General features: G+C 65.2%; 14 protein-coding genes and 1 pseudogene. 9 read left to right on the forward strand and 6 right to left on the reverse strand.

All coding sequences use genetic code 11. The features are described from left to right. Positions 1 to 40: 40 nt before the first annotated feature. A pseudogene (locus tag PKKP23_RS22955) lies at positions 41 to 1231 on the forward strand (collagen-like triple helix repeat-containing protein); the annotation flags it as partial. Between the two features lie 126 nt (positions 1232 to 1357). Here the strand turns inward: PKKP23_RS22955 and PKKP23_RS22960 are convergent. Together PKKP23_RS22960 and PKKP23_RS22965 are read right to left on the reverse strand one after the other, a co-directional pair. Beyond that, positions 1358 to 2404 carry a cupin-like domain-containing protein gene (locus PKKP23_RS22960; protein WP_126878556.1) on the reverse strand — a complete coding sequence of 349 codons (1047 nt, stop codon included), beginning with the start codon at positions 2402 to 2404 and terminating at the stop codon, positions 1358 to 1360. 160 nt (positions 2405 to 2564) lie between these two features. Continuing rightward, entirely contained in the window at positions 2565 to 3710 is a 1146-nt protein-coding gene (locus PKKP23_RS22965) for a branched-chain amino acid ABC transporter substrate-binding protein (protein WP_017772438.1), read from the reverse strand. Positions 3711 to 4425: 715 nt separating this feature from the next. On the opposite strand from PKKP23_RS22965, the gene PKKP23_RS22970 reads away from it, so the two are divergent. Then, positions 4426 to 5124 carry a dienelactone hydrolase family protein gene (locus tag PKKP23_RS22970; RefSeq protein ID WP_126878557.1) on the forward strand — a complete coding sequence of 233 codons (699 nt, stop codon included), beginning with the start codon at positions 4426 to 4428 and terminating at the stop codon, positions 5122 to 5124. Between the two features lie 42 nt (positions 5125 to 5166). After that, complete coding sequence (locus PKKP23_RS22975; protein WP_126878558.1) at positions 5167 to 6663, forward strand: amidase; 1497 nt, start codon at positions 5167 to 5169, stop codon at positions 6661 to 6663. Between the two features lie 57 nt (positions 6664 to 6720). Here PKKP23_RS22975 and PKKP23_RS22980 read toward each other — a convergent pair whose 3' ends face one another. The 4 genes from PKKP23_RS22980 to PKKP23_RS22995 form a co-directional block, all read right to left on the reverse strand. Further along, complete coding sequence (locus PKKP23_RS22980) at positions 6721 to 8013, reverse strand: MFS transporter (protein ID WP_126878559.1); 1293 nt, start codon at positions 8011 to 8013, stop codon at positions 6721 to 6723. Positions 8014 to 8310: 297 nt separating this feature from the next. Then, positions 8311 to 8622 carry a high-potential iron-sulfur protein gene (locus tag PKKP23_RS22985; protein WP_026120968.1) on the reverse strand — a complete coding sequence of 104 codons (312 nt, stop codon included), beginning with the start codon at positions 8620 to 8622 and terminating at the stop codon, positions 8311 to 8313. A gap of 168 nt (positions 8623 to 8790) precedes the next feature. Then, positions 8791 to 9897: an NAD(P)/FAD-dependent oxidoreductase gene (locus PKKP23_RS22990; protein WP_126878560.1), complete on the reverse strand. Its 1107-nt coding sequence runs from the start codon at positions 9895 to 9897 to the stop codon at positions 8791 to 8793. Positions 9898 to 10369: 472 nt separating this feature from the next. Beyond that, a complete protein-coding gene (locus PKKP23_RS22995; protein ID WP_126878561.1) occupies positions 10370 to 11353 on the reverse strand; it encodes an AAA family ATPase in 984 nt (327 codons plus the stop codon). A 380-nt stretch (positions 11354 to 11733) separates the two neighbouring features. Here PKKP23_RS22995 and PKKP23_RS23000 point away from each other — a divergent pair, with 380 nt between their 5' ends. From PKKP23_RS23000 to rqpR, 6 genes are all read left to right on the forward strand, one after another. Continuing rightward, positions 11734 to 12222, forward strand: a complete 489-nt coding sequence (locus PKKP23_RS23000; protein WP_126878562.1) for a hypothetical protein — start codon at positions 11734 to 11736, stop codon at positions 12220 to 12222. Positions 12223 to 12254: 32 nt separating this feature from the next. Then, on the forward strand, positions 12255 to 13049 hold the full coding sequence (locus PKKP23_RS23005; protein WP_017772430.1) for an endonuclease/exonuclease/phosphatase family protein: 795 nt from the start codon (positions 12255 to 12257) through the stop codon (positions 13047 to 13049). Between the two features lie 67 nt (positions 13050 to 13116). Then, a complete protein-coding gene (locus PKKP23_RS23010; protein WP_126878563.1) occupies positions 13117 to 13761 on the forward strand; it encodes a LysE family translocator in 645 nt (214 codons plus the stop codon). Between the two features lie 302 nt (positions 13762 to 14063). Then, the gene (locus PKKP23_RS23015) at positions 14064 to 14834 is read left to right on the forward strand and encodes a ferredoxin--NADP reductase (protein ID WP_017772428.1); all 771 of its coding nucleotides are present in this window, start codon (positions 14064 to 14066) and stop codon (positions 14832 to 14834) included. A 472-nt stretch (positions 14835 to 15306) separates the two neighbouring features. Beyond that, complete coding sequence (locus PKKP23_RS23020; protein ID WP_126878564.1) at positions 15307 to 16374, forward strand: sensor histidine kinase; 1068 nt, start codon at positions 15307 to 15309, stop codon at positions 16372 to 16374. Next, complete coding sequence (gene rqpR, locus PKKP23_RS23025) at positions 16371 to 17027, forward strand: response regulator transcription factor RqpR (RefSeq protein WP_126878565.1); 657 nt, start codon at positions 16371 to 16373, stop codon at positions 17025 to 17027. The genes PKKP23_RS23020 and rqpR overlap by 4 nt, the downstream gene beginning before the upstream one ends. Positions 17028 to 17115: the final 88 nt, after the last annotated feature.

Consider the following 17115-nt stretch of genomic DNA (forward strand, 5'->3'; position numbering starts at 1 on the left):
TCCGACTCCAACTCCGACTCCAACTCCAACTCCGACTCCAACTCCGACTCCAACTCCGACTCCAACTCCGACGCCAACGCCAACGCCAACGCCAACGCCAACCCCAACACCAACTCCGACGCCAACGACCAACAACCTCCTCGGCCAGGTCGTCAAAGCCGCCAGCAACGTAGTGACGTCGACCGGTCAAACCGTGTCGACGATTGGCAGCCAGATCGGCCTCACGCCCGTTCCCGGCGCCGGCTCAGGCACGACCGGCGCGCTCGGCAACGCGGTATCGAACCTGGGCAACGGCGTCACGGCGCTGGGCCAGGGTGTGGGCAACGGTCTCGGCCAGCTCGGCAACTCCACCGATCCGCTCGGCACTTCGCTCGCGAGCAGCGGCAACCTGATCTATGACGTCGGCCAGGCCGTCAACAGCACGGGCCAACTGGTCAACAGTCTGGGCACCGGCCCAGCGGCACCGCTGAGTCCGCTCACGACGCCGCTCGGCGGCGCCTTCTCGCAAGTCGGCAACGCGGTGAGCGGTGTCGGCACGCAGTTGGGTACCACCGTGGCGGGCGGCCCGGTTCAGCAGGTCACGCAGTCTGTGAGCACGATCATCACGCCGATCACGACCGCACTCGGCCAAACGACCCAGGCAGTAGGCGACACAACAGGTCTGGGCGCCCCGCTTTATGGCTTGCTCGCGACGCTCGGTCACGGGCTCGACAGCGCCGGCAAGCAGGTCGGGAGTGCGACCAGCAATCCCGTGGGTCCGAGCCTCGGCAACGTGCTGACCAAGACCGGCGACACGGTAACGACAGCAGGCTCGCTCTTCACCGCCGGCGGCACGACAGGCAGCAATCCGCTTGCGCCCATCACGGATCTCGTAAGCTCTCTCACCGGCGCCCTGCCGGGCGGAACAGGTGGAACGGGTGGAACAGGCGGAACCGGCAGCGGCAACCCGCTCGCACCGATCACCTCGCTCGTCTCGTCGCTGACGGGCGCGCTCGGCGCTCCGCTCAACATCAGCGCGGGTGTGGGAGGCGGCGTCACGGTCACGAGGCCAGGCAGCGGCTCGGGAAGCTCGGGCGGGCCGTCCGGCAGCGGTGTGTCGATTGGCGGCGGCGCAGGTGCCGGCGCGACGGGCAGCGGCAATCTCCTCGCGCCGGTCACGAGCCTCGTGGGCGCACTCACGGGTGCGCTCGGCGGCGCAACCTCGGGCGTCGGCTCGGGCGCGCCCGCTGCCGTGCCCGCTCTCGCAGCGAAAAAATAACGACGGCAGCCAAAGCGTCAGGGAGGAAAGCGGACCGGGCAACCGGTCCGCTTTTTCATTTCCGCGCTCGTTTCGACGTCTGCGCGCGGGCCGCCCGCCTCAAAGCTCGTGATAAGTGCCGTACGCGCTCGCGAAGTCGTTGTGGCGCAGGAAGTTGGTGAACGTCATGGTCACGGACACGTCGAGCCCTTCCACGTAATGCCACCATCCGATCGGCAGAAACAGCAGCTCGCCGGGCCCGAGCGTGCACTCCACCACCTGCGCGTTCTTCATCGCCGGAAAGCGTTCGGTATCGATCGCACTGCCGTCCACCTGCGAGAAGCAGTGGAAATGGTTGTACATGAACGGCGTATCGGCGAGCGGCACCAGACGGACAAGCTTGCGGCCCATTACCTGGGCCATGAAATTGTTGGTGAGGTCGTGGTGGAACGGCGTCTTCGTGCCGGCCGGGCCGAACCAGAAGAAGCCTTTGTCCGGCGAGCTTGCGTCGAGGTAGGTGTCGATGGGCGGAATGTCATCCCACAGCGCCGCCAGCGCCGCGCGGTTGCGCGACGTGTTGTTCGCCGTCATGTAGAAATCGTTGGTGGCGCCGCTTTGCTCCACGAGATCCACGTAGTCGCGAAAGCGCATGAGCCGCTTGTGCTTCGGCTGGTTGATCTCGTAGTTCTCGTCCGATTCGCGGCCGAACTGCACTTCCACCTCGGCGTCGCCGCAACGCGCGCGGAAATAGTCGTAGCCCCATTTGCGAAGCGCGGGCCACGCGTCCAGCATGCCGTCGATCAGCACAGGCCGGTTCTGGCAGTAATACGACTCGAAGAATTCGTCGCGCGAGAGCCGTTCGCGTCGCTCTACTGCTGTTGCGCTCAGGCCGGCGTCGGCTGCGCCTGCGTTCGTCTGCGGCGCGGCACGCATGCGCGCGAGCGTGCGATACACCGAGAGCATCCAGTCACGCTTGCGCAAACGATTACGAAGCCGCGCGCCGCCCTGCAGATACGGGCTCGCAAGCGCCGCGTCCACTTCGTGCGTGGCGTCCGCCGGCGCGAAGCCATGCGACGCGAGCGCCACAGCAAGCGTTTCCGGCGGCACGTCGAGCAACAGGTTTTCGGCAATCCAGCGGCGCCAGTCGTCATCGAACGAACGGCTCATGGCCCTCTCCTCCAGCTTGTTATCGATGCATCCGCCTCGCGTGCAAGCCACCAAAACAAAAGGCACGCGTGCATGATGCACGCGTGCCTCGTTCAGCCTGTCGTTGTCGACATGAACCGCACCGGTGAGCGCGAAGCGCCACCCGGTGCAGCCCGCGACATTACATCTTCACGACGTCGAGCAGGGTCTTCTTGCCGCCCTTGTAGTTGTACAGCGAGATCACGCCGTGCTTGAGGTCGCCCTTCGAGTCGAACGTGGTTTCGCCAATCACGCCCTTGTAGTCGGTGCTCGGCATGGCGGCGAGGATCTTCGCCGGGTCCGTCGAGTTCGCACGCTTCATTGCGTCGACGATGATGTACACCGCGTCATACGTGAACGGAGCGTAGATCTGGATCGGCTGGCCGAAGCGCTTCTGATACTTCGCCTGGAACGCTGCGCCGCCTGCCATCTTCTCGAGCGCCATACCGGCTTCCGAGCACACGACGTTGTCGGTTGCGTCGCCAGCCAGGTCCGACAGCTTGTCGGTACACACGCCGTCACCCGCGAGCACCTTCGCGCGCAGGCCCAGTTGCTTCGCCTGCTTGGCGAACGGGCCGCCGGTGGCGTCCATGCCGCCGTACATGATCGCGTCCGGGTTCTCACCCTTGATCTTCGTCAGAATCGCGCGGAAGTCCACGGCCTTGTCGTTCGTCGCGTCGTGCGACACGACCTTCAGGCCCAGTGCCTTCGCGGTCTTCTCAAATTCGTTCGCCAGACCCTGGCCATAAGCCGTGGAGTCGTCGACGATCGCGACGCTCTTCACCTTCAGGCCCTTCGCGGCATAGTTCGCGAGTGCCGGGCCTTGCTGAGCGTCCGTAGCCACCACGCGGTACGTGGTCTTGAAGCCTTGCTGCGTGTAGGCGGGGTTCGTTGCCGACGGCGAGATCTGGACGATGCCCGCGTCGCTATAGATCTTCGATGCCGGGATCGAGGTACCCGAGTTCAGGTGACCGACCACCGCCACGACCTTGTCGTCGACAAGCTTCTGGGCAACCTGGGTAGCCGTACGCGGGTCAGCCGCGTCGTCCTGGGCGTCGAGTTCCAGCGTGACCTTCTGGCCGCCGATCGTCAGACCCTTGGCATTGATTTCTTCGACCGCGAGACGCGCGCCGTTCTCGTTGTCTTTCCCGAGGTGGGCAATGCCGCCCGTCAGCGGAGCGACGTGACCGATCTTCACGACCTGGTCAGCTGCCGCGGTCGTTGCGATCGACGCAAACAGCATGGCGGCCGCGCTGATCGGCAACAGCTTTTGAATCTTGATGTTCATGTAAGTCTCCAGTTTCGGTCCCAAATTACGTAATCGCCCTGTGCCCCGCTCCCTTCACGTGTCGCTCTATTGGGGACGACCACGCAGGATGCATCGTTCATGCACCTGGCTAGCATGACATTCGCCGGTTTGTGACAGGCGGCCAATCATACTTGCGCGCAAGTGTAGGCGATCAAATTAATTTAGGGGATTTTTTTGGGTAAGTGGTGACACTACCAATAGCGTTTGTCCTGTCAACCGAACCGCGAGATGCGATGTAAGCACTGCAGTGCCTGTAAAACGGCCACCCATGCGGCTCTGCGGATACCCCGGCCCGGCCATGCGAGCAGGGCTTCGCAAAGGTTTGCGCAAGGCTGGCTCAATGTGCGTGTCCGCCAATGTGACGTTTTGTCCATCCGCACTAAAGTGATGGCGGTTAATAACCGTTAATAGTTCGAATAAGCATCGTAAGCGTGCGGCCGCCGATCACCCAACCATCGCCCACCGGCCAAGACCGCCACGTGCAGCAGGACGTATCTTGAGACACGCTGCGCGGCTTGCTGCAGCGCCGTCCACCCCTATGGCAAACTGACTCTCCATATTGACTTCCTGGTTCGATTCGCCGCGTCGCGCCCAGCCGTGCCTTGCAAGGCCTCGCCAGGCTTTGCAGCGCTTTCGGTATGCGGCGGGAAGCATCGCGGCGTCTCGCTCCGTTACCGTCTTGAAGGAGAACGCTGTGAGCATTACGTCCCGCTGGATCGACATCCCCACCGGCAATGAAAGCTTCGAAGGCTACCTGGCGCTGCCGAAGACGGGCAAGGGCCCGGGCATCGTCATCGTTCAGGAAATCTTTGGCGTCAACGGCCATATTCGCGACGTCGCCGAACAATACGCGCAGGACGGCTACGTCGCGCTCGCCCCCGACATTTTCTGGCGTACGCAGCCGCGTGTGGAACTGGCCTACGTGGGCGCGGACCGCGACCGCGGCATCGAACTGCTGCAAAAGACCAACGTCGATCTCGCCGTCGCCGACATCGGCGCGGCCGCGGCCGCGTTGCGCGCCATGCCCGAGGTGACGGGCAAGGTGGCCGCCATCGGCTACTGCTTCGGCGGACGCCTCGCCTATCTCGCCGCTGCCCAGGGCACGCTGGATGCCGCGGTGTCGTACTACGGCGGCGGCATCCAGAACCGCCTGGAAGAAGCGCCGAACATCAAGGTGCCCATGCTGTTCCACTATGCCGAGCACGATCACTCCATTCCGCTCGAGGCCGTGGGGCAGGTGAAGGAGCGCTTCACGGGTCGCGACAACGTGGAGTTCCACCTGTACCCCGGCGCCGAGCACGGCTTCAACTGCACGGAGCGCGCGTCGTACAACCAGCACGCCGCAGCGCTCGCGCATGGCCGCACGCTGACGTTCCTCGGCGAGCGCATGTAAGCGCCTTCCACGCCATCACCCCTGCACGCGAGAAACCGATCGATGGAGTCCGACTACCTTGCCCACGATGCAATCGGCCTTGCCGATCTCGTGAAGCGTCGCGAAGTCAGCGCGCGCGAACTGCTGGACGCGGCGATCTCGCGTGTGGAAGCGGTGAATACGGCCATCAACGCGATCGTGCTCAAAGACTACGAGACGGCCCGCAAGCGCGCGCTCAGCAACGGTGATGGCACACAGGGCCTCGCCGAAGGGCCGCTCGCGGGCGTGCCTTTTCTGGTCAAGGATCTGGGCGCGCCGGTGGCGGGCCTGCCGATGTCGATGGGCAGCCGTCACTATCGCTACTTCGTGCCCACGCAAGACGCGCCGGTGGTCGCGCGCTTTCGCCAGGCGGGGCTCAACATTTTCGCGAAGACGAGTACTTCTGAACTCGGGCAAATGCCTTATACGGAGCCCGAACTGTTTGGTCCGTGCCGCAATCCGTGGAACCTCGATCACACGCCGGGCGGATCGAGCGGCGGTGCCGCGGCGGCCGTGGCAGCCGGCGTCGTGCCGGTTGCGCATGCATCCGATGGCGGCGGCTCGATCCGTATTCCCGCTTCATGCTGCGGACTCTTCGGACTGAAGCCCTCGCGTTCGCGGCAGGCACCGCGCATCGAGGCGCCGCCGCCAGGCGAGCTTGGTGTGGATCACGCCATCTCGCGCAGCGTGCGCGACAGCGCCCTGCTGCTCGATCTTGTGACCGGCAACCCCGCACTGCCGCCGGGCGCACCTGGCACGCTGCTCGCGGCCACGCGCGAGCCGTGCAAGCCGCTGCATATCGCGCTGATCTCGCACCCCATGCTCGCGCCGTCGCTCTCCGCCGATGCGCGCGCTGCGCTGGACGACGCCGCCAGGCTCGCCGAATCGCTCGGTCATCATGTCGATCCCGTTGAACCCGACGTCGACTTCGCCTCTGTCGCTCACGCGTTTCTGATGCTGTGGTCCGTGGTCGCCGACGAATTCGTGCTGCATGCGGATCGCCTCTCGGGCCGCAAGCCTCGCCGCACCGACTTCGAAATTGCGACATGGGCGATGGCGCACGTAGGCCGCAAGCTCGGTGAAGGCGCGCTGCCGGGCGCGCTCGAAACACAGCGCCGCGTCAGCGCGAAGGTGGCGGATCTCTTCACGCGCTACGACGTGATTCTGTGCGCGACGCTCGCGTCAGCGCCCATCAAGATCGGCGAGATGCGACCCACGCAGATGGAGCGCATCCAGATGCGCGCGGTCACGGCCATGCCCGTCGAGCCGCTCATGAAACGCCTGCTCGCCGAAGCATCGGCCAAGGCATTCGCGTGGGCGGGCTGCACCGAGTTGTTCAATCTCACCGGTCAGCCGGCGATGTCGGTGCCGCTTTACTGGAACGCGCGTGGCCTGCCCATCGGGGTGCAATTCGCCGCGCGGGAAGGCGACGACGCCACGCTATTCCGGCTCGCCGCACAACTCGAAGCGGCGCGCCCCTGGTTCGATCGCCGGCCGCCGTTGATGCACGCGCGCAGCTGAACGTGTGCGTGCGAAGCGGCAGCGCGCCGACTCGCGCTCATAGCTGACGACGCCCGGTTACGCCGGCTTGCGCCGCGCGTCGAGATCGGCATGGCGCTGTGCGGGCACGCAGGCCACCGCAACAATGGACACCGCGAGGCCACCCATCACATACCACGTGGGCGCAAGCGGCGAATCGAATGTCTGGATCAACCACGTCACGATGAACGGGCCGAAGCCGCCGAACAACATCACGGCAAAGTTGTAGGCAAGCGAGAGACTGGTGGAGCGCACGTTAGCGGGAAACAGCTCGGCAATCAGCGCGCCGAATGGTCCGTAGTAGCCGGAGAGCGTGATCGAAAGCAGCGTCTGCACGAGCACCAGCTTCGACACAGTAGGCGCGGCGGCAAGCCACGAGAAGAGCGGATACATCAATACGAACGTGACGACGAGCGACCACAGCGAGAGCCCCTTGCGGCCGATGCGGTCGGACCACGCGCCCATCACGGGCGAGAGCACCATGAGCACGATGTTGCCCGCAATCACCGCGTGGAACGACTCCGCGTACGAGAGCTTCAGCTCGCGCACCGCGAAGGTGGGCAGGTAACTGATGAGCACATAAACCGTCACCGTAAGCGCGATGACAGCGCCGAGTCCGCACAGCACGTCGCGGCTGTGGCTCGCGAAGACCTCGCGCAAGGTGGCACGGCGCGCGGTCTGCTTCGCGTGAAGGAATGCTTCGGAGTCCGCGAGGTGTCGGCGAATGTAGAAACCGATAGGACCGATCAAAAGCCCAAGGATGAACGGCACGCGCCAGCCCCATGCTTTAAGCGCCTCGGGCGGCAGGCCGTGCGCGATCGTCGCGCCTACGAGGGCACCCAGCAGCAACGCGCCGGCCTGACTCGCCATCTGCCAGCTGCCGTAGAGACCACGTTTCGAGAACGGTGCGGCTTCGATCAGCAACGCAGTCGAACTGCCGAACTCACCGCCCGCCGAGAAGCCTTGCAGCATGCGGCCCACCACGATCATGAGCGGCGCGCCCACGCCGATGGCCGAATACGGCGGTGCGATGGCGAGCAGCAGGATGCCGAGCGTCATGAGCAGAATCACGAGCGAGAGCGCGGCCTTGCGGCCCGCGCGGTCGGCATAGAGACCGAGCACGATGCCGCCCACGGGGCGCATCACGAACGCGACGCCGAACGTTGCCGTGGTGAGAAGCAGCGACGCGTATTCGCTGCTGGCGGGAAAGAACAGCTGCGCGATGACGACGTTGAGAAAGCCGTACACAGTGAAGTCATACCACTCGAGCGCATTGCCGATCACGGCGGCCGCGACTGCCCGTGTGTTCAAGCTTCTCGACGCTGGTGCCATCCGGTTCTCCGGCCTTCACGAGGGAGGGTATGTCGTTATGCAGCCCTCGATAGCTGCGTACCGGCCTTCGCCGATGCCCTGCGAGTGTAAAGACCGGTCAAGGTGATTTCAAGCTGCGTTTGAAGCATCTTGCATGCCGCCGCATAAGGACGACGAGGACGACAAGGGGAGACGGCGGGACGGGACGGCGGGCGATGGTGAGCGCGGCGCCCCGCATTTCAAATCGCTTCCGGCCATGCCTTGTCATGCTGCGCCGCATCGAACAGACCTCGGCGCAGCATGTGAAGCGCGCGGCGTTCAGGCCTTCTTCGTATATGCGCTGCACCAGCCCTTACCGGATACCTGCTTGCCGCCGAACATCGGACACGGCGCCCATGCATCAGTCGGCTTGCCCTGGAAGAACTGGCAGTTGTTGCACTGCTGGCCGGCCGCGTACTTCGCGTACTTGGCCTTGTCGACCTGCGCCGCGTCGTTCTTGTAGCCGAGCGCAACAGCCGTGGGATCGGATTCGGACACCTTCGGCGCGTCGGCAAACGCCTGACGGGACAACGCCAACGAAGATGCAACACCAATGCTAGTGATAAGGAAAGTACGACGGGACGATTTCATGGGGAGTCACTCCAGGTCATTGGGACAGGTAAGGCTCACCTGCTCGCCGTTCTGACGACGGCGCGTGACAAGCATAACAACGAAGCCGCCTCGCGTAATGTCCCGAATGATGGAGATAAGCGACCCTGCGTCGCAGGCGCACCGCAGATACATGCCGCAGCCGCCGGTTCAAGCGCGGCCAACCACCTCGCAGACGCGCTGGGCAATGGCCAGAGACGCGGTGAGCCCCGGCGACTCGATACCGAACAGGTTCACGAGCCCACGCACGCCGTGAGCGGCCGGGCCCTGGATCATGAAGTCCGCCGCGGGCTCGCCCGGGCCGGAGAGCTTCGGCCGAATGCCGGCGTAAGCCGGCTGCAATGCGCCATCGGGCAGCCCTGGCCAATACGCGCGGATCTGCGCGTAGAACGACTCGGCACGGCGCGGATCGACGTCGTAGTTGATGCTGTCCACCCACTCCACGTCCGGACCGAAGCGCGCCTGTCCGCCAAGGTCCAGTGTGAGGTGCACACCCAGCCCCGCCTCGTTCGGCATGGGATAGATGAGCCGGCTGAACGGCGCCCGTCCCGAGATGCTGAAGTAGTTCCCGCGCGCGAGATAAAGCGGCGGCACCTGGCGGGCGTCGAGCCCGCGGATGCGTCGGGCCAGCCCATTCGCGTGCAGCCCCGCGCTGTTGATCACGCACGCGCAGCCAATCTCCGTGGGTTCGTTGCCGCCCACCCGCACGACGAAGCGTCCGTTGGCCGCCTCGATTTCCTGCACCGGCGCATGAAACGCGAATACGGCGCCGTCGTGCTCGGCGTCGCCTTGCAAGGCGAGCATCAGTTGATGGCTGTCCACGATGCCGGTCTGCGGGGAGAACACCGCGTCCACGCATTCGAGCGCCGGTTCGAGCGCCGTGGCCTCGGCACCGCTGATGCGCACGAGGTCGAACACGCCGTTCTCCCTGCCGCGCGCGAGGATGCTTTCCAACTGCGGCACCTGATTGCGCGCCGTCGCCACGAGCAGCTTGCCGCAGCGCTGGTGCGGCACGCCGTGCCCCGCGCAGTAGTCGTAAAGCATTTCGCGGCCGCGCACGCACAACGCCGCCTTGAGCGAGCCGCGCGGATAGTAGAGGCCCGCGTGAATCACTTCGCTGTTGCGCGAGCTGGTGCCCACGCCGATCGCTTCGGCCGCCTCGAGCACGATCACCTCGCGGCCCCGCGCCGCAAGCGCCCGGGCTATCGCCAGCCCGACCACGCCCGCGCCGATCACCACACATTCGATCTGATCCATGTCCCACGTCCACTTGGAGGCAAGGTGCGACTGCGAGTCCCCACATCATGCCTTCGTTCGTGCTTTCGTTGAGTGCTTCGCGCCGCCCTGCCGATGGCGTTCGCCGCCCGGCCGTCTCCACCGCTGGCGCCGGCATCGTCAAAATTGTACGACGGTGCCGCAGGCGCCGACGGCCCGCCAGATTCGCCTCGAAACGCGCAGACGGCCATGGCGCGGCACGCGTACGGTATCCGGGATTTCCCGAAGAAAGCCCGCCTCCCAAGGCGCTCGAGGAACATTGTGACGGCGCGCCGACGCCATCGTTGTTGAGAAAACAACAATACGCATACGATTCCCGTCATTTTCGGGAACGATCCGGCATAAGCAAGCAAAAAGCCGCCCTCGGGCGGCTTTTTTACGGTGAAGCGGGGTGTTTTTACGCAAAAACGCGATCGAACCACCATGGAGCATCACGTCCGGCGGCGGCCAATCGCTAGGCCTGAAACCCGATGGATTTGCGCCGTGAGCCGTAATCGAGCCGCACGTCCCTCGCCTGAACCTCGTGCCGACCGTCGATGCGTGCCGTGCCGAACGCGTTGAGAATGGCCCGGCGCATCTCGCGCGGCGACGCTTTCGCGAGCGCGTCGAGCGGACCGTCGCCCAGCACGGCCGGGAAGCGCTCGCCCCAACTGTGCGCGCTGCGGATTTCGTCGTAGATGGACTGCGCGATGCGCCGCGCGCCGTCGCGATCGGGCGGCGCGATCTCGTAGACGTTCATGCGGTTGAGAATCGGCTCGGGAATCGCGCGCTCGTCGTTGGCCGTCGCAATCCAGATCACGTGGCCCGCGTTGATCGGCACCTCGGCGAATTCGTCGATGAAGGTTTGCGCCGTGTCGTGCTCCAGCAGCGCGTAGAGCGCGCCCAGCGGGTCGTATTGCGAATCACCGCTCGCCTTGTCGATCTCGTCCACGGCGATCACGGGGTTGGCGTAGCTGCCGTGCACGAGCGCATCGAACACCTTGCCCGGCTTCGCATTCTTCCACTGCGACGACGCGCCCGAAAGAATCCACCCCGCCGTGAGCGAACTCATCGCGACGTAGTGATATGACGTGCCGAGCAGCCGGGCGAGCTGCTTCGCGAAATGCGTCTTGCCGATGCCCGGGTCGCCCAGCAACAGAATGGGCATCAGTTCGAGCCGGTCGTCCGTTTCGAGGCACAGCGCCACTTGCCGCCGCACGTCGTCGAGCGGATCGGCGAAGTTGGGCAGCGCACCGATCAGGTCGTCTATGGAAGGCATGCGGTTCGGCTTCACGCAGAAACGCAAATTGCCGATCTTGAGCATCTTTTCGTACGTGGTGCGCAGCGCGTCGTTCGCGCTCTCCCCGAGATCGTTCAGCGCGGTCTCGACATGATCCAGGTCGTAGACCTTGCTGAACGACGCCACCGCAATTTCCTGTTTGATCACCGCCGTCGTCATGTTTCACCCCGTTCTGCTTTCCGTTTTACGGCCTAGGCAAGCATCGTTCCAGTTCAGTGTAGCCATGCAATATTGGCGTGCAAGCCAGCAGCCGCGCGGCTGTGCTGCTAACAGGGTCCGCGGATTGCGTACGCGCTGCGGGCAATGGTGTGTTGCTGAACCCATTCAGCCGATGCGCTGTCACACCAGGGTCCTATGCTCGATCGGTTCGTCTCGCTCGCACGGCATTCAGCCGCAGCCGCCTGCGGGCGGCCTCGTGGGGCGCTGCGCGGATCGGGCGTAAGATGGTTGATTGCGAATGGAGGCGGATTGGCGGAACAGCCAGACGTATAAAACGTCTGCGACGAACGCGCAGGTCCGCGCACGGAGCCAGAAGAATCATGTGGAAAACGAGCGTCGCCGCCCTGCTGCTTGGCGCCTTACTGGGCGCCCCGCTGCTCGCGGATGCGCAGCAGGCCGTGCAATGGGAGTTGCAGGTCGTGCGCGACGGCCAGCAGATCGACACCTTCCAGGCCACTACGACGGTGGGCCAGGCGCGCACCGACACGCATCATCACGTGGTTACCCATGACGTCGGCTGCAAGCAACAGCCGGCAGGCAGCATCGACCTCGCCCGCACGCTCACGGTCTCGCCCGTCGACGCGAATGCGAACGAAGTGACGCTCGCCATCGACGCCCAGGAAGTGCTCGAGGAAGACACCCCTCAACGCACGGCCGAAGGGTGCGCGCTGCCGCCGCAGCCGCGCCAGGTGGCGGCGAGTCATCCGGGCCTGCGCGTGCCGGTCGGACAATGGGCGACCTGGCAGATCCTTCCGAAAGACCCGGCGCTCGAATACCGCGTGCGGGCAAGCCTCGTGAACCAGCCGTGAGAGCAACAACGAACCACACGGACACCATCGGCATGCGAAACCCCGAACACCTGCCCGGCGCGGCTCAAGGCAAGGACTTCGTCGCGGTGAGCTGGAACCTGCACAAGGGCCGCTCGCCGCTCGGCTTCACGGCGTGGCAGGCGATGCAGCGCTGGGTGCAGTCCGTTCATGCGGACGCCTACTTTCTCCAGGAAGCCATGGCGCGGCGCATGCCGCAGCCGGTGCTTTCGGCGGGATTCGGCGAACGCATGGCGGACGCCGCCGACGACGTCTGGCATTGCCAGGCCACCGAACTCGCGCAAGCGCTCGATCTCGAAATCGCGCTGGGGCCCAACGTCTTCAAACCGTCATGGCGGCACGGCAACGCAATTCTCTCGCCGCATCCGCTCGACCCCGGCGGACGCTGGGACATCTCCGCCCACCGTTTCGAGCGGCGCGGGCTGCTGGTCGCGCGAGCCACCTTTGGCGGGCACTCGGTCACGCTGCTGTGCGCGCACCTTGCGCTCACGCGCCAGGCCCGGCTGCGCCAGATGCACTGGATCGCCCACTGGATCGCACGCGAAGCGCCCGAAGGACCGCTCGTGCTGGCCGGCGACTTCAACGACTGGCGCAACGACTCGGTGCCGCTCTTCGCCGATCATGGCCTCTCCGAAGTCGCAACGCTGCTCGGCGAGCCGGCGCGCACGTTCCCGGCGTTCTCACCGGCGCTCGCGCTCGACAAGATGTTCGTGCGCGGCTTGAAGCCGGTCGAGCTGATCCAGCCCGCCGCTGAAACGTCGTGGCTTTCCGATCATCTGCCGTACATCGCGAAACTGCGGCTGGACTGAGCGCAGCAGGGCGCTAGAATCGGCGCTTCGCCCTAGTCGCTCTGGTTCTGCGTCCACCGGTCACGCCATGCACTACCTGCCGATCCTGCTGCAAATCGCCGTCGTCTATCTGTTCGCCGCGGCAAGCCCCGGCCCGAACTTCTTCATGATCACGCAGCTCTCGCTTGCCGGACGGCGGGGCCTGGGCGCCGCATCGGCGCTGGGTGTGGGCACGGCCTCCACGATCTGGGCGGCGCTCGCCATGCTCGGCGTAGCCGCGGTGCTGCAAAAGATCGACTGGCTTTATGGGGGCATCCGCATCGCCGGGGCGCTGTATCTCGTCTACTTCGGCATCAAGCTGGTTCGCTCCGGCGCGCGGCGCGACGATGACGTGCAGACCATGCCGTCCACCGAGATACCGCCCGCGGCCAATCGTCGCGCGTATTTCCGCGCCTGGCGCACCGGCCTCGTTACGTGCCTGACGAACCCCAAGTCGTGCGTCTTCTGGACAAGCGTATTTGCAGCGATGTTCCCGCCGCATCCGCCGCTGTGGTTCTACGGCGTGGTGCTCGTGCTGATTTCGGCGCTCTCGGCCGGCTGGTATAGCAGCGTGGCCTTCATGTTCGCAGCCGAGCGCACGCAGCGCGGCTACCGGCGCCTGCGCCGCCCCGTGGATGCGCTGTGCGGCGCCGCGCTCGTCGGGCTGGGCGTGAAGCTCGCCGCAAACCGCTGAGGGCATTGAACACGTTGGCGAGCACATCCCAACACCTCCTCTCGCAGCAGGGTCAATGCTGCGGCGCAGGAGCGGTTTGGTATCATTTCGTGAAAATCGTCTGCCGGGCCGCACGACCATCCGCGCGCGAGCCATACCCCCACACCCGTCCCGCGTTCCGCCGCTGCGGCGCCCGCCCTCACGAGGCGCGGTAAAATAGCCGATTGCGCATCGTTCCCGGACCGGGTTCGCGCAGCACACACAGCCTTTGCCTGCCAGCTGGCGCCCGCCGCCGCGGCCCTTGTTTTGCACATCCTGGAACCATGAGCAATCTGACCACGCAAACCGTTCTTTCCGTCCATCACTGGACCGACACGCTCTTCACCTTCACCTGCACGCGCGACCCGGGCCTGCGTTTCGAGAACGGCCAGTTCACGATGGTGGGCCTCGAAGTCGATGGCAAGCCGCTGATCCGCGCCTACAGCATGGCGAGCGCGAACTACGAAGAGCACCTGGAATTCCTGAGCATCAAGGTTCAGGACGGCCCCCTCACTTCGCGCCTGCAACACCTGAAGGTGGGCGATTCGGTGCTGATCGGCAAGAAGCCCACCGGCACGCTCATGGCCGACAACCTGCTGCCCGGCAAGACGCTGTGGCTGCTTTCCACGGGCACGGGGCTCGCGCCGTTCATGTCGATCATCAAAGACCCTGACGTGTACGACCGCTACGAAAAGGTGGTGCTCACGCACACCTGCCGTTTCGTGGACGAACTGGCGTACAAGGAATTCATCACCGAAGACCTGCGCAACCACGAGTACCTGGGCGACGTCGTGCGCGAAAAGCTGGTCTATTACCCGACGGTCACGCGCGAGACGTTCGAGAACCGCGGCCGCATCACCGAACTCATCGAGACGAAGAAGCTGTTCGAAGACCTGAACGTGCCGTCGTTTTCGCTGGAAAACGACCGCGTCATGCTGTGCGGCAGCCCGCACATGCTGCGCGACACGCGCGAGCTGCTGGATGGCCTCGGCTTCAAGGAAGGCAGCAACAACGACCCGGGCCACTACGTGGTGGAAAAAGCGTTCGTGGGCTGAGCCGCTTCCTGCGGTATGCAAATAGATGACGCCTTGCCCCTCGATAGCGGCGGGTGCTCGAAACCGGAGCCTTGGGCTCCGGTTTTTTTTCGTCTGGAAGAAACGCGAGTCGACACGACATAGCCGCACCCTCAGGGCGTCTGGCCGTTACAAATTCCTCACCTGTCCTTTACCTTTCATGTCGGCATTCTTCCTACAAGGATTGGGTCGACGTACCTCAGACTGTCGTATAAAAACCGCTCGCCAAGCCTTGTCTGGACTGCTTTTTACATTTTTTTAAGCTATCATCGCGGCGCAGCCAGGGCGTGCCCGGGGGTCGTCCGAACTGCACGCCGCGTTGTTACTGAATGTAAATTTCGTTACGCCCGGCCGTGGTAATTTTCTGGTTCCGCGCCGTAGCGCGACATGCATTCCGGCGCCTTCGTCAATCGACGCAAACCGTCTGGCTGAACCGCTTCCTCAAGGGAGAGTCATGGATACGTCGACCGTCATACCGATCAGCGGCAGCGTGTCCGCCCGCCCAAGGCGTGCGGCGCGCGGCACGCTGGCGGCAGACACACGTACGCCCGCCCGGACCGATCCGCCTTCGCTCGCCGTGTCCGTGGCCGCCTCCGCGCCGCTACAGCCCAGTAGCGCGTCCGAACTCGCCCGCCTGCGGGCCCGCGTGAACGCACTCGCGGCCGAACTGGCTACCGTGGGCGAAGCCACGCGCCGCCAGCTCGCCCGCGAACTGCACGACAGTGTGGGTGCCGAACTCACGGCCACCCATTTCGCCCTCGCCAGTCTCGAAACCCGCCTTCCCAACGACGTGCCGCAAGCCGCGCTGGAAGCGCTCGCCCTCGTGCGCCGGTCGCTTGACGCAACGGGCGATGCCGTACGGCAGGCGCTCGCGGGCCTTCACGCGCCGCAGCTGGACGCCGGCATCGTGCGCGCACTGTCTCAATGGACGGGCGGCTTCGCCCAGCGCACCGGCCTTCGCACCAGCTTCGTCTGCGCCGCCGACGTGCGCCTCACGCGTCTTCCGCCTGCCTCTGCGCTGGCCGTCTTCCGGGTCGCACAGGAAGCGCTCACTAACGTGGCGCGCCACGCGCACGCCACCGGCGCCGACGTCCAGATCGAAACCAGCCGCCGCTATCTCACGCTGATCGTCAGCGACGATGGCGTCGGCCTCTCCCCACGAGCCGCCCGGCGCTGCCGCTCGGCGGCCGACCGTGACGACGACGCGGGGCTCGACGGCCATTTCGGCGTCGGCGGCATGCGGGTGCGCTGCGAAGCCTTCGGCGGCAAGTTGCAGATCGTCGCGAAACGCCCTCGCACCGACGCCAGCGCCGGCGTCAATGCCAGCGTCGGCCGCACGAAGCACGGCACCCGCCTGCGTGCCCGCTTCGCCTGGGACGCATTGATGGGCGCTGTCCCCGCGCAAGCCGGCGCCCATCAATCGGTTGAACCGGCTCAAGCGGTTCAATCAGCTCAAGCGGCTCAATCGGCTCAATCAGCCCAAGCGGTTCAGCCCGTTCGGCGAGCGAAGGTCCTGCCATGAGCCTGCGCATCCTGCTCGTGGACGATCACGCCGTGGTGCGCCAAGGCGTACGCCAGTTGCTGCTGGACCGCCGCGTGGCGCGCGAAGTGTCCGAGGCCGAAACCGGTGCGAACGCGCTCGCCGCCATCGGCAAGCAGGTCTACGACGTGATCCTGCTCGACATTTCCCTGCCCGACACAAACGGCGTCGAGGTGCTGAAGCGGATCAAGCGCAAGGCGCCGCGCATGCCGGTACTGATGTTCTCGATGTATCGCGAAGACCAGTACGCCGTGCGTGCGCTCAAGGCGGGCGCGGCGGGCTATCTCTCCAAGACCGTGGATGCCGCGCAGATGATCTCGGCCATCCAGCAGGTCGCCGCGGGCCGCAAGTACGTGAGCCCGGCGATGGCCGAAGCGCTGGCAGACTACGTCTCGTTCGACGGCGAGCAGCTTCCGCACGAAAAGCTCTCGGACCGCGAGTACCAGACGCTCTGCATGCTGGCTTCGGGCAAGCGCCTCACGGACATTGCCGAAGCCCTGTCGCTGTCGGTCAAGACGGTGAGCGTCTACCGCACGCGGCTGCTGGAAAAGATGAAGCTCAGCAACAACGCCGAACTCACGTTCTACGTGATGAGCAACCGCCTCATCGACCTGAACCCGGCAATGACGGGCTGAGGCTGCGGGACCGATTTCTCATGCCGCCGCGCCTTCATTGCGGCAATTTGCCCCAATAAGCAAAAGCCCGCTCCGCCCGCCTGCCGCG

This window comes from Paraburkholderia kururiensis JCM 10599 = LMG 19447 (assembly GCF_003986935.1).
GTDB lineage: Bacteria > Pseudomonadota > Gammaproteobacteria > Burkholderiales > Burkholderiaceae > Paraburkholderia > Paraburkholderia kururiensis.

Bases quoted from the DNA above. Each gene is read 5' to 3' on its own strand.
- PKKP23_RS22965 (WP_017772438.1), bottom strand. From the start codon at position 3,710: ATGAACATCAAGATTCAAAAGCTGTTGCCGATCAGCGCGGCCGCCATG.
- PKKP23_RS22985 (WP_026120968.1), bottom strand. From the start codon at position 8,622: ATGAAATCGTCCCGTCGTACTTTCCTTATCACTAGCATTGGTGTTGCA.
- PKKP23_RS23000 (WP_126878562.1), top strand. From the start codon at position 11,734: ATGTGGAAAACGAGCGTCGCCGCCCTGCTGCTTGGCGCCTTACTGGGC.
- PKKP23_RS23010 (WP_126878563.1), top strand. From the start codon at position 13,117: ATGCACTACCTGCCGATCCTGCTGCAAATCGCCGTCGTCTATCTGTTC.
- PKKP23_RS22990 (WP_126878560.1), bottom strand. From the start codon at position 9,897: ATGGATCAGATCGAATGTGTGGTGATCGGCGCGGGCGTGGTCGGGCTG.
- PKKP23_RS22960 (WP_126878556.1), bottom strand. From the start codon at position 2,404: ATGAGCCGTTCGTTCGATGACGACTGGCGCCGCTGGATTGCCGAAAAC.
- PKKP23_RS22995 (WP_126878561.1), bottom strand. From the start codon at position 11,353: ATGACGACGGCGGTGATCAAACAGGAAATTGCGGTGGCGTCGTTCAGC.
- PKKP23_RS23020 (WP_126878564.1), top strand. From the start codon at position 15,307: ATGGATACGTCGACCGTCATACCGATCAGCGGCAGCGTGTCCGCCCGC.
- PKKP23_RS23005 (WP_017772430.1), top strand. From the start codon at position 12,255: ATGCGAAACCCCGAACACCTGCCCGGCGCGGCTCAAGGCAAGGACTTC.
- PKKP23_RS22975 (WP_126878558.1), top strand. From the start codon at position 5,167: ATGGAGTCCGACTACCTTGCCCACGATGCAATCGGCCTTGCCGATCTC.
- PKKP23_RS22980 (WP_126878559.1), bottom strand. From the start codon at position 8,013: ATGGCACCAGCGTCGAGAAGCTTGAACACACGGGCAGTCGCGGCCGCC.
- PKKP23_RS23015 (WP_017772428.1), top strand. From the start codon at position 14,064: ATGAGCAATCTGACCACGCAAACCGTTCTTTCCGTCCATCACTGGACC.
- rqpR (WP_126878565.1), top strand. From the start codon at position 16,371: ATGAGCCTGCGCATCCTGCTCGTGGACGATCACGCCGTGGTGCGCCAA.